Origin of the sequence: Hydrogenophaga taeniospiralis CCUG 15921, assembly GCF_001592305.1 — a bacterium.
In the GTDB taxonomy this organism is placed as follows: domain Bacteria; phylum Pseudomonadota; class Gammaproteobacteria; order Burkholderiales; family Burkholderiaceae_C; genus Hydrogenophaga; species Hydrogenophaga taeniospiralis.
Window position 1 is genome coordinate 37,420 of sequence record NZ_BCWR01000002.1, and the last position, 12,286, is coordinate 49,705.

14 protein-coding genes are annotated in these 12,286 nt (G+C 65.0%); 7 read left to right on the forward strand and 7 right to left on the reverse strand.

Annotated features, from left to right (window positions below; translation table 11 throughout):
• Positions 1-30: 30 nt before the first annotated feature.
• From HTA01S_RS03345 to HTA01S_RS03355, 4 genes are read left to right on the forward strand one after another with little or no spacing between them, the layout of a single operon-like run.
• Positions 31-831, forward strand: a complete 801-nt coding sequence (locus tag HTA01S_RS03345) for a CbbQ/NirQ/NorQ/GpvN family protein (RefSeq protein ID WP_068167219.1) — start codon at positions 31-33, stop codon at positions 829-831.
• A 15-nt stretch (positions 832-846) separates the two neighbouring features.
• Entirely contained in the window at positions 847-2,313 is a 1,467-nt protein-coding gene (locus HTA01S_RS03350; protein WP_245637992.1) for a hypothetical protein, read from the forward strand.
• Positions 2,301-2,879 carry a nitric oxide reductase activation protein NorD gene (locus tag HTA01S_RS25840; protein ID WP_245637993.1) on the forward strand — a complete coding sequence of 193 codons (579 nt, stop codon included), beginning with the start codon at positions 2,301-2,303 and terminating at the stop codon, positions 2,877-2,879. The genes HTA01S_RS03350 and HTA01S_RS25840 overlap by 13 nt, the downstream gene beginning before the upstream one ends.
• 20 nt (positions 2,880-2,899) lie before the next feature.
• A complete protein-coding gene (locus HTA01S_RS03355) occupies positions 2,900-3,598 on the forward strand; it encodes a succinate dehydrogenase iron-sulfur subunit (protein ID WP_068167177.1) in 699 nt (232 codons plus the stop codon).
• A gap of 185 nt (positions 3,599-3,783) precedes the next feature.
• Here HTA01S_RS03355 and HTA01S_RS25080 read toward each other — a convergent pair whose 3' ends face one another.
• The 4 genes from HTA01S_RS25080 to HTA01S_RS24535 all read right to left on the reverse strand — a co-directional run bounded on the left by HTA01S_RS25080 (position 3,784) and on the right by HTA01S_RS24535 (position 5,935).
• Positions 3,784-4,050 carry a hypothetical protein gene (locus HTA01S_RS25080; RefSeq protein ID WP_157571958.1) on the reverse strand — a complete coding sequence of 89 codons (267 nt, stop codon included), beginning with the start codon at positions 4,048-4,050 and terminating at the stop codon, positions 3,784-3,786.
• Entirely contained in the window at positions 4,016-4,567 is a 552-nt protein-coding gene (locus tag HTA01S_RS25085; protein ID WP_157571959.1) for a hypothetical protein, read from the reverse strand. Before HTA01S_RS25085 ends, HTA01S_RS25080 begins: the two co-directional genes overlap by 35 nt.
• Before the next feature lie 136 nt (positions 4,568-4,703).
• Positions 4,704-5,024, reverse strand: a complete 321-nt coding sequence (locus tag HTA01S_RS24530) for a hypothetical protein (protein WP_218017299.1) — start codon at positions 5,022-5,024, stop codon at positions 4,704-4,706.
• A gap of 455 nt (positions 5,025-5,479) precedes the next feature.
• The gene (locus HTA01S_RS24535) at positions 5,480-5,935 is read right to left on the reverse strand and encodes a DUF2314 domain-containing protein (RefSeq protein WP_084235824.1); all 456 of its coding nucleotides are present in this window, start codon (positions 5,933-5,935) and stop codon (positions 5,480-5,482) included.
• A gap of 406 nt (positions 5,936-6,341) precedes the next feature.
• On the opposite strand from HTA01S_RS24535, the gene modA reads away from it, so the two are divergent.
• From modA to modC, 3 genes are all read left to right on the forward strand, one after another.
• Complete coding sequence (gene modA, locus HTA01S_RS03365) at positions 6,342-7,097, forward strand: molybdate ABC transporter substrate-binding protein (protein WP_068167179.1); 756 nt, start codon at positions 6,342-6,344, stop codon at positions 7,095-7,097.
• Positions 7,098-7,209: 112 nt separating this feature from the next.
• The gene (gene modB / locus HTA01S_RS03370; protein ID WP_068167180.1) at positions 7,210-7,893 is read left to right on the forward strand and encodes a molybdate ABC transporter permease subunit; all 684 of its coding nucleotides are present in this window, start codon (positions 7,210-7,212) and stop codon (positions 7,891-7,893) included.
• Positions 7,890-8,981 carry a molybdenum ABC transporter ATP-binding protein gene (gene modC, locus HTA01S_RS03375; protein WP_068167181.1) on the forward strand — a complete coding sequence of 364 codons (1,092 nt, stop codon included), beginning with the start codon at positions 7,890-7,892 and terminating at the stop codon, positions 8,979-8,981. Before modB ends, modC begins: the two co-directional genes overlap by 4 nt.
• On the opposite strand, the gene HTA01S_RS03380 is transcribed toward modC, so the two are convergent.
• Genes HTA01S_RS03380 through HTA01S_RS03390 form a run of 3 tightly spaced genes read right to left on the reverse strand, consistent with a single transcriptional unit; the run spans position 8,956 to position 12,200 of the window.
• A complete protein-coding gene (locus tag HTA01S_RS03380; RefSeq protein ID WP_218017300.1) occupies positions 8,956-10,278 on the reverse strand; it encodes an NAD(P)/FAD-dependent oxidoreductase in 1,323 nt (440 codons plus the stop codon). The genes modC and HTA01S_RS03380 overlap by 26 nt on opposite strands.
• A 12-nt stretch (positions 10,279-10,290) precedes the next feature.
• Positions 10,291-11,259, reverse strand: coding sequence for a 4-hydroxyproline epimerase (locus HTA01S_RS03385; RefSeq protein ID WP_084235825.1), 969 nt, complete (start codon positions 11,257-11,259; stop codon positions 10,291-10,293).
• Between the two features lie 2 nt (positions 11,260-11,261).
• The gene (locus tag HTA01S_RS03390) at positions 11,262-12,200 is read right to left on the reverse strand and encodes a dihydrodipicolinate synthase family protein (RefSeq protein WP_068167183.1); all 939 of its coding nucleotides are present in this window, start codon (positions 12,198-12,200) and stop codon (positions 11,262-11,264) included.
• Positions 12,201-12,286 lie beyond the last annotated feature (86 nt).

Sequence of the window (12,286 nt, forward strand, 5' to 3'; positions counted from 1 at the left end):
GCCGCTCCACTGCTCCACACCGTTGGCCCACTGGACGGATCAGATCGGTCGACCGCCGACGAGCCGTATTACCTGCCATCGGGTGCCGAGGTGGCCGTCTTCGAACACTGCCACGCCCTGCGGCTGGCCGTGATGCTCAAAGGCCCCACCGGCTGCGGCAAGACGCGTTTTGTTGAACACATGGCCTGGAAGCTGCGGCGCCCCCTGATCACGATTTCCTGCCACGACGACCTGAGCGCCAGCGACCTGATCGGCCGTTTCCTGATCCGCCACGACGGCACCACGTGGCAGGACGGCCCACTCACCCGCGCCGTGCGTGAGGGCGCCATCTGCTACCTAGACGAGGTGGTCGAAGCGCGGCAGGACACCATGGTGGTGCTGCATTCATTGACCGACCACCGCCGCATCCTGCCCATCGACAAGACGGGCGAAACGCTGGTGGCCGCGCCCGGCTTCCAGCTGGTCATTTCCTACAACCCGGGCTACCAGCGCATGCTGAAAGACCTCAAGCCCAGCACGCGGCAGCGCTTCTTGGCACTCGACTTCGACTTTCCCCCTGCCCCGCGCGAGGCGGCGATCATCGAGAGCGAGTCCGGCGCCGACCACGCCACGGCCATGGCGCTGGTGTCGCTCGGGCATCGGCTGCGCGCGCTGCGCGACCGCGGCCTGGCCGAGGTGCCGAGCACCCGCTTGCTGATCGCTGCGGCTGCGCTGGTGGTCAGCGGCATCCCGATCCGGCAGGCCTGCCTCAGCGCGGTGGTGTCGCCGCTGTCAGACGACGAAGCGCTGGTGGGCGCGATGCGCGATCTGGTCGACGCCACATTTGTTTGATCGAGGCGCAGCCCCATGGCCGAAGCCGAGGACGTGATCACCGACGTGGCCCGGCACGCCACCGTTTTCACGCAGGCCCTGTGGCGACGGCACCGGGCCCAGGCGCCCGCCCCGCCCCAGACCCTGCTGGCGGACGTGGCGCCGCGGCTGGACCTGCTGATCGAGGCGGTGTTCGGCACCTCGTACCGCTTGCGCACGGCGCAAACGCCGGCCCGCCCCACCCTGCTCGCCCAGACGTTCCAGCGCGAAGCCTTCCCGCGCGCGCGCGCCGCGCTGCCGGCCACCGATGGCCAGTGCATCTGGTTGCCACCCGACACCGGCCTCGCCGACGCCACGCTGGCCATGGACCGCTTTCGCACCCTGGCCCTGGTGCAGGCCATGCGGGCGAGCCGGGGCAGCGCCGCCGGCCCGGGCCCCGGTGCCTCGCCACTGGTGCTCGACCTCTACCTGTTGATCGAAGCCGTGGCGGCCGACGCGGCGCTGGCGCGGCTGTTGCCCGGCATGGCGAGGGCCTTGAACAGCCTGCGCAGCGCCGCGCTCGCGGCCCGCCCTCCTTTGTCGCAGTTCACCGCGTCGCGCCGCCCGCTGGAAGCCTGGGTGCGCGACTTGATCGCGCAGCCTTGCGAGGGGCCGAATGTGCACGCACCCATCCACACGTCGCCGGAAGAATCGGCCTGCATCGCACACCTCCTCGCGGCCGAAATGGTCCGCGACCTACCCAGCGCCGGGCGCCTGGGCCCATCGCCCCTGTTCCGCGACAGCTGGACCGGCGAGCTGCGCCCGCCCGGCGCGGCCACGGGCTCACCGCTGGCGGGCAATGACGCGGTCGACAACGCCACCACCCGCGCGCCGCGCAGCGCACGCCTGACGCGCCGCCCCGAGGTGCGCGAAGGCACCGAGCAGGAAGATCAGAAGACGCCGGGCGCGTGGATGATCCCGCCCGACGTGCCGCACGAACAGGCCGAGGACCCGTTCGGTTTGCAGCGGCCCACCGATCGAGACCAGTCGGCGGGCGCCGACGAGTTCGCCGACCTGGTCTCGGAGCTGGCGCAGGCGCGGCTGGTCTGGACCCCGGGCCAGGCCCCGGAGGTGCTGCTCTCCGATGACCCGCCGGCCGTGCGGCCCCGACACACCAGCGCCACCGCATCCGACAACCCGCAACAGTTCTGCTACCCCGAGTGGGACTGGCGGACAGCGGCCTACCGCCACCCCGGCGCCACGGTGCGGCTGCGCGAGGCACCGGCCGGCACACAGCGATGGGTGGACGACACCCTGGCCGCGCACCACGCGCTGCTCGGCGCCATCCGCCAGCGTTCGCGGCCCTGCGCCCGCAGCGCACGCTGCGGCGCCGCCAGACCGACGGCGACGACATCGACCTTGAAGCCTGCGTGGAAGGCCTGGCGAACCTGCGCGCCGGCTGGCCGATGGCCGACGACCTGTATTGCTCGCAGCAGCGCACCCGGCGAGACATGGCCATCCTGATCCTCATCGACGTCAGCGGCTCCACCGACGGCTGGATTTCGAACAGCCGGCGAGTCATCGACGTCGAGCGCGAGGCCCTGCTGCTGGTATGCATCGCCCTCGGGGCGATGGGCGAGCCCTTCGCGGTGCAGGCCTTCTCGGGCAACGGGCCCGCCGCCGTGAGCCTCTGGGACATCAAGCGCTTCGACGAGCCCTACAGCCCCGCCGTGGCGCTGCGCATCGCGGCCCTCGAACCCGATCAGTACACGCGCACCGGCGCCGCCCTGCGCCACGCCAGCGCCACGCTCATGCGCGAAGGCGCCACACACCGGTTGCTGCTACTCCTGTCCGACGGCAAACCCAACGACTGCGATGTCTACGAAGGCCGCTACGGCATCGAAGACACCCGCCAGGCCGTGACCGAAGCCAGGCTGCAGGGCATCTCGCCGTTCTGCCTGGCTGTGGACCGCCAGGCCGCCAGCTACCTGCCCGCCGTGTTTGGTGCTCAGCACCACGCCTTGCTGCAGACGCCGGCCTCGTTGCCCACCGTGTTGCTCGACTGGATGCAGCGGCTGGTGAAGTCGTGAGCCTTTTTTGAAAGCCCCCCATGCACACCTTCAAGATCTACCGCTACGACCCGGACCTCGACGCCAAGCCCACCATGCAGACGCTGGAGCTCGACGTCCACCCCGGCGATCGCATGTTGCTCGACGTGCTCATGCGCCTCAAGGCGCTGGACCCGAGCCTGTCGTTTCGGCGCTCCTGCCGTGAAGGCATCTGCGGCTCGGACGCCATGAACATCAACGGCAAGAACGGACTGGCTTGCGTCACCAACATGAACACGCTGCCGCGCGTGGTGACGCTCAAACCCTTGCCAGGCCTGCCGGTGATCCGCGATCTGATCGTCGACATGACCGGGTTTTTCAAGCAGTACCACTCGATCAGGCCCTTCCTCATCAACGAAGCGCCCGCCCCGGAGCGGGAACGCCTGCAGTCCACCGAGCAGCGCGAAGAGCTCAACGGGCTGTACGAATGCATCCTGTGTGCGTGCTGCTCATCGGCGTGTCCGAGCTTCTGGTGGAACCCGGACAAATACGTCGGGCCGGCCGGCCTGTTGCAGGCCTACCGCTTTCTCGTCGACAGCCGCGACACGGCCACCGCCGAGCGGCTGGACTACCTCGACGACCCTTTTCGCCTGTTCCGATGCCGCTCGATCCTGAACTGCGTCGACGTGTGCCCTAAGGGCCTGCTGCCCGCGGGGGCCATCAGCAAGATCAAGACGATGATGGCGCGACGCAGCCTCTAGCCTGCAGCCGCAGCTGTTGCGGCATAGCCGAGGGCTTCGGAGAGTGCGGCTGGCGGGAGTGGGGTCATCGGAAAGCTGTTTGGCGTGCAATGGTTGGCGAGGTGATCGCGGCTGTTGGGATTGGGACCACGAAAGCGCAAAGGTGTGCTGTCTGCAGCGCCCAACGCTCGATGCAGGTCGCTACCTCATGTCTTTGCTCTCGCTTGACCGATGGCGAATGTGGCCTTGCGGATGAGGCCTGCATGGACGTCGTAAAGGCAGATCATCTTGATGCGCTCCAAGCCGCCAGGGGCGCACGTGGCCAGCCATGCTTCGAGATCGCGGCGGTTGTACACATCAAGTTGTTGCTGCATGACGCGCTCAACGGGGATCTGCAGCGAACGGTCTTTTCGATGGAAGTCAGCATGAGCTTGCAAGTTATATGGCATTTGCCTTGCCGGAATATCTTTCAAGATATGCAACTGTTTCCGGCTTTAGATAGTTAACAATGCGCTTGAACTCAGCCACCGATTGCTCTGACCCTTCAGCATATAAAACTGCAAGCCATGTTGGCTCTATTGCCCTGCGATCAATCTCAATCTCAGATTTTAATGCCTTGTACATTCCTCTTACCAGCCGTGTGTTGCGTCCGACGTTGATAAGCTTTTCAGCCTGTCTAGCAGTCCCTTTAGGTGAGGTGCCATACAATACGCGTAAGTCGTCTATATTTCTACGCCAATTTTCTTGTAGCTCTTCGTCAGATTCTTCAGCGTCAATTGAATACATCAGAGCCAACGTATACCTTGGAACATCAAGCTTTTCGCTTAACGAATTTATGGTGCTTTTTATCAACTCAGCTGGAATATTTCTGCAAAATTTTGAACCCTCATAGAAAGCAATGGATGAATCCATAACAACCCCGTTTAAACAACGAATTACATCTTCGATTGTTTTCGGTTTTTTTACAAACTCCTCTTCCACAAGCTCCATGATGCGCTCTTTTCATACAACATTTAGCACAACGGCAGTTTGCAAGCAGTGCGATGTGGAATATTTTTCATAGCAAAACCACATAAACACTATTTGCAAAATATCTAGCCACACAGTGGTGTGTTGCCGCGCTTTATTATGCGTCTTTACCGTGAAATCGCTCCCACGCCAAGCTTTCAATTTTTCCCGTCAATTCTCGACCAGATTCATCTAGCAGCTTATACATTTCTTGATGGCAACTTATAGCGGCACTCCCCTCAAGTCCAAGAAGAACAGTATACAAAGCGTCAGTGAGCGCCTCAGATACAAGACTTTTTGTCATTTCAATTTGACGTGGACTAAAACCTGCAGCTTGCAGGCGCCCAACTCGGGATATATCCGAACTCTCGGAAAAGTAAGCCTTTTCGATGTACTCCTTGAGCTCCCAAAATTCTTGAACGAACAACTCAGGCGTCATGGTCTGCTCCATATGATTGAAGGGTTGGGTGTCAACATCGCAGGCTTGCCTACTTCCTGAGTTTGGGGTTCGCTTTCCAAGAGATTGCTCCAATCTTCAGCCACTCCGAAGTCTTCAGTTGGTTGGTAGTAGCGCGTTAGTGCAAAGTCTCCCAACTCCTGAACATCGCCCGATGAGAGCAATGATTGCAACTGTGGAGAAAGCGGCCCCCCCTTCATATGGATCGCGGAGCGAGTGTCGATTCGTCTCGATAAAAGAGATCAATAGCTTGGATTCATCTTGTGTGAGTGCGAGCCGAAGCAACGGCGCTAGTTCGCGCTCGAATGAATCCGAGTCGAATACGAAGACTTTGTGCGAATAGCTCAACCTGTGCTCCCGGACGCCTAACACCAAGCTCAGCCGCAGTTTGTACGTTGCTGAAGCAACTTACCAAGTGATTTACCACTACTTTGGAGCTAAACAGATTGATAATTGCTTACCCCAATATATCTATCGTAATTTTTCTTTTCCTCTTCTGTTTCGAGCCTACTTCTGGTAACTCTAATAGTAAATCCACCCCTCATACTCTCCTGGGAATCAATAACCATCCAATCAAAAACATCCTCAGGGTCAAATCCGATTCTTTTGCCAACGTGATGCCATTTTTCAAAACCTTCAGGAACTTCAAAGAATACACCTGAAAGCATATTTTCATCTTTATGAAATACCACTTCTGACAGCCACAAATAGAATAAGAAGTCATTCCCTTCTTCAGACAGATCAGGATCACGAAAACGTAATTTAGCCATATAGACTGGCTCTTCAGACCTCTTAACCAGCTCAACAAACTGATCTATCGTGTCAGCACACATAGCATGCGCTTCTTCGACCTCTGGATCGTTTTTGTGAATAGTTCGAAAAATTGGTTCCATTTTTTCACTCAGCTTTGATGTAGACGACTCATCACCGAATATGCCCGGCAACTATCGGATAACGTGGCCACTGACAGCCAAAAAGTTCATTTGAAATCGTGGGCCCATCTTCTTATCATGGATAAGTATCCAGATACAACAAAACCGCCAAAGTCGCCGCCGCTGTCTTTGGGCTCCATGAGAGAAGCGACCTACTTCGACCAACCCGCCCGCCGCATGCACTATAGCCCGGTGCAGCCTTTCGGGTTCAGGTTCTCGTGTGCTTTGCCGTTTGAAGCCCTCCCAATTCTGGGTATCACCGAGCATGCGCCGCGACAGCCCAAGCCTTGATACACTCGCTATTCCATTTTGGGATAGCGAGCGCTCGCCGTCCTGCAACCGTCCCAGCAAACCGCCCGAGATCCCCATGCGCCTACCCTCCCTTCCCCTCGCCGCCCTGCTCTTCGCCACGCTAGCCCACAGCGCCACCCAGGCCGCCGAAGCCCAGGTGGCGGTGGCGGCCAACTTCGCCGAGCCGATCAAGGCCATCGCTGCCGTGCTGGAAAAGACCACGGGGCACACGCTGAAGATTACGCTGGGCTCCACCGGCAAGCTCTATGCGCAGATCAGGAACGGCGCGCCGTTTGACCTGTTGCTGGCGGCCGACGCCAAGACACCCGAGGCACTGGAGAAAGAGGGTTTGACGCAGCCGGGCAGCCGCTTCACCTACGCCACCGGCAAGCTGGTGCTGTGGTCGGCCAGCGCCACCACGGTGGATGCGCGGGGCGACGTGCTCAAAAGCCCCGGCCTGGGCAAGGTGGCCCACGCTGCGCCCAAGCTGGCGCCCTACGGCGCGGCGGCGGTGCAGGCGATGGACCGGCTGGGCCTGAGCGCCGCGCTCGCGCCGAAGCTGGTGCAGGGCGAGAGCATCGGCCAGACCTACAGCTTCGTGCACACCGGCAACGCCGCGGTGGGCTTTGTGGCGATGTCGCAGGTGCTGGAGGGCGGGCGGCTCAAGGACGGCTCGATGTGGGTGGTGCCGCAGGCGCTCTACGACCCGATCCGGCAGGACGCAGTATTGCTCAAACGCGGTGCGGGCAATGAAGCGGCCCAGGCGCTGCTGGCGCTGCTCAAGAGCCCGAACGTCAAAGACCTGATCCGCTCGTACGGCTATACGCCATGAACCACCCCCGCCGCGCTGCGCGCGACCCCCTCCAGGGGGCAACCCGATGCGCCCCGGCCAAGCCCGTTGCGCCGGGTTCTGGGGCAAACCACGCCTGCCAACATAGACCCCCATGCTGCTGACCCCTGCCGATCTCCAGGCCATCGGGCTGACTTTGAAGGTCGCCACGCTGACCACGGCCATCCTGCTGCTGCTGGGTGTGCCACTGGCCTGGTGGCTGGCGCGCACGCGCTCGTGGCTCAAGACGCCGCTGGCCACGGTGGTGGCGCTGCCCATCGTGCTGCCGCCTTCTGTGCTGGGCTTCTACTTGCTGGTGGCCATGGGGCCGAACGGCCCGGTCGGCCAATGGACGCAGGCGCTTGGCCTGGGTCTGCTGCCCTTCAGCTTCACGGGCCTTGTGGTGGCCTCGGTGTTCTATTCGCTGCCGTTCATGGTGCAGCCGGTGCACAACGCCATGGAGGCCATGGGCAACCGCCCGCTGGAGGTGGCGGCCAGCCTGCGGGCTTCGCCGCTGGACACGTTTTTCAGCGTCGTGCTGCCGCTGTGCCGCCCCGGGCTGGTCACGGGCGTCATCATGAGCTTTGCCCACACGGTGGGCGAGTTCGGCGTGGTGCTCATGGTGGGTGGCAACATCCCGGGCGAAACGCGCGTGGCCTCGGTGCAGATCTACGATCACGTGGAGGCGCTGGAATACGGCGAGGCCCACCGCCTGGCCGCCGTGTTGCTGGTGTTTTCGTTTGCCGTGCTGCTGGCTTTGCAGCTCTACAACGCGCGCCGCCGCCGGAGTGCCTCATGACCTCCGGACTGACCCTGCAAACCCGGCTGGCGCGCGGCGCCTTCACGCTGGTCCTGGACCTCACGCTGCCGGGCCGCGGGCTGACCGCGCTGTTTGGCGCCTCGGGCTCGGGCAAGACCACCTGCCTGCGCGTGCTCGCCGGCCTGGAGCCCACGACCAGCGGGCGCCTGAGCGTGGGCGGCGAGCTGTGGCAAGACAGCGCCCAGGGGCTGTTCGTGCCGCCGCACCGGCGCGCGCTGGGCTATGTGTTTCAGGAGGCCAGCCTGTTCGACCACCTCAGCGTGCAGGACAACATCCGCTTCGGCTACCGCCGCACGCCCGCCGCGCAGCGCCGCTACGGCTGGGACCACGGCCTGGCGCTGCTGGGCATCGGCCACCTGCTGCGGCGCATGCCGCACGAACTCTCGGGCGGCGAGCGCCAGCGCGTGGCCATGGCCCGGGCGCTGGCCGCCAGCCCGCGCGTGCTGCTGATGGACGAGCCCCTGGCCGCACTGGACGCGCCGCGCAAGGCCGAGATCCTGCCCTGGCTGGAGCAGTTGCACCAGACGCTGGACATCCCGGTGGTCTACGTGACGCACTCGGTGGACGAGGTGGCGCGCCTGGCCGACCACGTGGTGCTGCTGGAGCAGGGCCGGGTGCTGGCGCAAGGGCCGGTGCTGGAGCTGATGACCCGCGCCGACCTGCCGCTGGCCCACGGCGACAGCGCTGGCGCGCTGGTGGAAGCGCTCACCTGCGGCCTGCAGAGCGACAGCGGCCTGTGTGAACTGCGCTTTGACGGCGGCACGCTGCTGCTGCCGCAAACCCGCGCCACACCGCTGCCGGACCGCACGCCGGTGCGCGTGCGCATCCAGGCGCGGGACGTGAGCCTGTCGCTGGCGTTGCCGCAGCAGACCAGCGTGCTCAACTGCCTGCCGGCCACCGTGGCCGACGTGAGCGAGGACGGCCCGGGCCAGGTGCTGGTGGGCCTGCGGCTGGGGCTGGAAACGCGCCTGCTCTCGCGCATCAGCCGGCTCTCTTGCGAGCGGCTGGGCATCGCGCCCGGCCTGCCGGTGTATGCGCAGATCAAAGGCGTAGCGATGGTTCGCTGAAGCCCTCGGGCGGCGTTGGCGCGCCGGTCCAGCGGAAGCGGTCGGGCCGAAAAGCTTCGAGTGCGATGGACGGGGTTCGCTCCGCCAGCAACTGGGCCACCAGATGCCCGGTGGCGGCGCTTTGCGTCAGGCCCAGATGCCCGTGCCCGAAGGCGTACACCACCTGCCGGCTGGCGCTGGCATGCCCGATGACGGGCAGGGAGTCGGGCAGCGAGGGGCGGTAGCCCATCCACTGCGTGCCGCCCTCGGTGCGCAGCCCCGGCAGCAGGCGCGCGGCCTTGCCCAGCATGTGGGCCGATCGCTCGAAGTTGGGCGGCAGCTTCAGGCCCCCCAGCTCCACCGCCCCACCCACGCGGATACCGGTGGACAACGGGGTGACCACAAAACCATGGGCGCCAAAGATGATCTGGCGCTTGAGGTCGAACGCCCCGGGCGGCAGCGTGGTGTTGTAGCCGCGCTCGGTGTCCAGCGGGATCGCATCGCCCAGCTGGGCCGCGAGCTGGCGCGACCACGCGCCGGTGGCGATCACCGCCTGTTTGGCACGCACGGTGTCGCCCTGCGCGAGCCGCAGTTCCACACCACCCTCGCGCACGGCGATGGACCGCACTTCGGCCTGCCGCCAGGCGGCGCCCGCCTGCAGCACGTGGCGCCCCAGCGCCGAAGCCACCTCGAACGGGTCGCTCACGGTTTCCCAGTGCGGCACGAACGTGCCCGCGACGATGGAGCTGGCCAGCCCCGGTTGCAGCTCCCGCAGCCGCTCACCCTTCACGTGCTCGAAGGCGATGCCCGCTTCGGCGCGCAGCTGCCAGCCCGCGAGGTTCGACTGGAACTCGGCGTCGCTTTCATAGACCTGCAAGGAGCCGTCCTGGCGGATCATGTGCGAAGCCTTCGCGCGCGCCAGCATGGCGTGAAACGCGGGCGCGGCCAGCTGCATCAGCTTCGTCTGGGCCTGCAGGCTCGCGCGGTAGGCCGAAGGCCGGCTGGCCAGGCCGAAGCGCATGAGCCAGGGCAGCATCCGCAGCGCGTAACCCGGGCGGATGGCCAGCGGCCCCAGCGGGTCGAGCAACCAGCGCGGCGCCTGGCGCAGGATGCGTGGCGAGGCCAGGGGCAGGATGTCGGAAAAGGCCAGCGCGCCGGCGTTCTGGGCGCTGGTTTCCTGGGCAATGCCTTTGCGGTCGATCAGCAGCACCGAACGGCCCTGGGTCACCAGGTACATCGCCACCGACAGGCCGATGATGCCGGCGCCCACCACCGCCACGTCGGCGGGTGCAGGCTCGGGGTTCATCGCGGAACTCATGCGCCTGACGACTCAGGCCAGCGCCGCGCGGAATGCCGCGGGCAGCAGGGGGTCGGCCGGGTCGGCGATCAGCCGCGCTTCGGCGGTGACGTAGGCGCGGCCGGTGATGCTGGGGATGACGCCGTGTTCGGTGGGCTGGTAGCTGGCCTCGAAGCGGCTGCCGATCACGCTTTCCTGCACCCAGGTGTCGCCCGGCTGCAGCTTGCCGGCTGCGGCGAGGCAGGCCAGTTTGGCGCTGGTGCCGGTGCCGCAGGGGGAGCGGTCGTAAGCGCCGCCGGGGCACAGCACGAAGTTGCGGCTGTGCGCGTCGGCGGCCAAGGCAGGGCCGAAGAACTCGATGTGATCGATCTCGGCACCGTCGCGCCCGGTGATGCCTTGGCGCACCAGCACCGCCTTGACGGCCTCGGCCTGGCGGGTGAGTTCGCCGATGTTCTGCAGCGTGAGTTCACACGGCGTGCTGTGGCACAGGAAGAACCAGTTGCCACCCCAGGCGACGTCGCCCACGATCCGCCCCAGGCCGGGCACGTCGATCGCCACGTCGCGCCGGAAGACCTGGCTCTCGACGTTCTGGATCGTCACCTCATGGGCGGACCGGAGGTGCACGCTCACCACGCCGACCGGTGTTTCGAAGCGGTGCACGCCGGGCGCGATGCGGCCCATGTGGGCCAGTGTGACGGCGGCGCCGATAGTGCCGTGGCCGCACATGCCGAGGTAGCCGGTGTTGTTGAAGAAGATCAGACCGGCGGCGCAGCTGCTGTCCACCGGCTCGCACAGCAAGGCGCCGACCACCGCGTCGTAGCCGCGCGGTTCGTTGGCCGCCAGCACGCGGTAGTGGTCGAAGTCGCGGGCAAAGAGGGCTTTGCGTTCGCTCAAGGGGCCGTGGCCCAGTGGCGGCCCACCGGCCACCACCAGGCGCGTGGGCTCGCCCTCGGTGTGGGAGTCGATGACCTGCATCTCGATCCGTGTGATGTTCGGTGCCATGGTCAGGCCCTCCCCGGCCAGCTGGCGTACCAGCGTTTGAAGAGCTCCAGTTGGCGGGAGGCGTAGCGGCGCTGGCTGTCCGACAGCGCATCACTGGGGTTGAAATGCAAGGTGTAGGCCTTGTGGCCCTGCAGCACCATCAAGTGCTTGAAGTACAGCACCAGGTCCACGCCTTCGTCAAAAGACGACAGCACCGCCAGCGCCGCTTCCAGCTCTTGCGCACGCTGGCGGGCCAGCGCGTCGCCACGGGCCGCCTGCTCGCACAGGGCCACCAGGTGCAGCACTTCCTTGGGCAACACGTTGCCGATGCCGGTGATGGCGCCTTGGGCGCCGCAATTGACGAAGCCGTGGAACACCTGCGTGTCCACCCCGACCATCAGCGTCACGCCCGCATCGCGCGAGGTGATGTGCTCCGCCGCGTAGCGCAAGGAAGCCGCGCCGCCGAACTCCTTGAAACCGATCAGGTGGGAAAAGCGCGAGCGCAGTTCAAAAAACAGGTCGGCCTTGGTTTCGTAGCCGTAGTAGGGGCTGTTGTAGATCACGCTGGGCAGGTCGACCGCCGCGCTCAGGATGTCGCTGAAGTGGGCGCGTTGGGCCGCCGCCGAGTTGCCGCGCGACAGCACGCGGGGAATGATCATCAGCCCCTTGGCGCCGCAGACCCTGGCGTGCGCGGCCAGCGCGCTGGCGCGGGCCGTGTTCTGCGCCCCGGTGCCCACGACCACGGGCAGGCCCGCGCGCACCAGCCGCTCGACGCCTTCCATGCGCTGCTCGTCGCTCAGCAGGGGCCAGTCGCCCATGGAGCCGCAGTACACCAGGGCCGACATGCCGGCTTCGATGAGGTCGCGGCCGGTTCGGACCAGGGCGTCGAAATCCGGTTGCCGGTCGGGCGTGCAAGGGGTCATCAAGGCGGGGATCGTGCCGCTGAAAATGCTGCTGCTCATGGGTGGGGTGCTCCGTTGAAGTGGCTGTTAAGCTGCCGGCAGTCTCGCAGCTTGGGCGCTCCACGTCTTGTCGGAAAGTGGGGTGC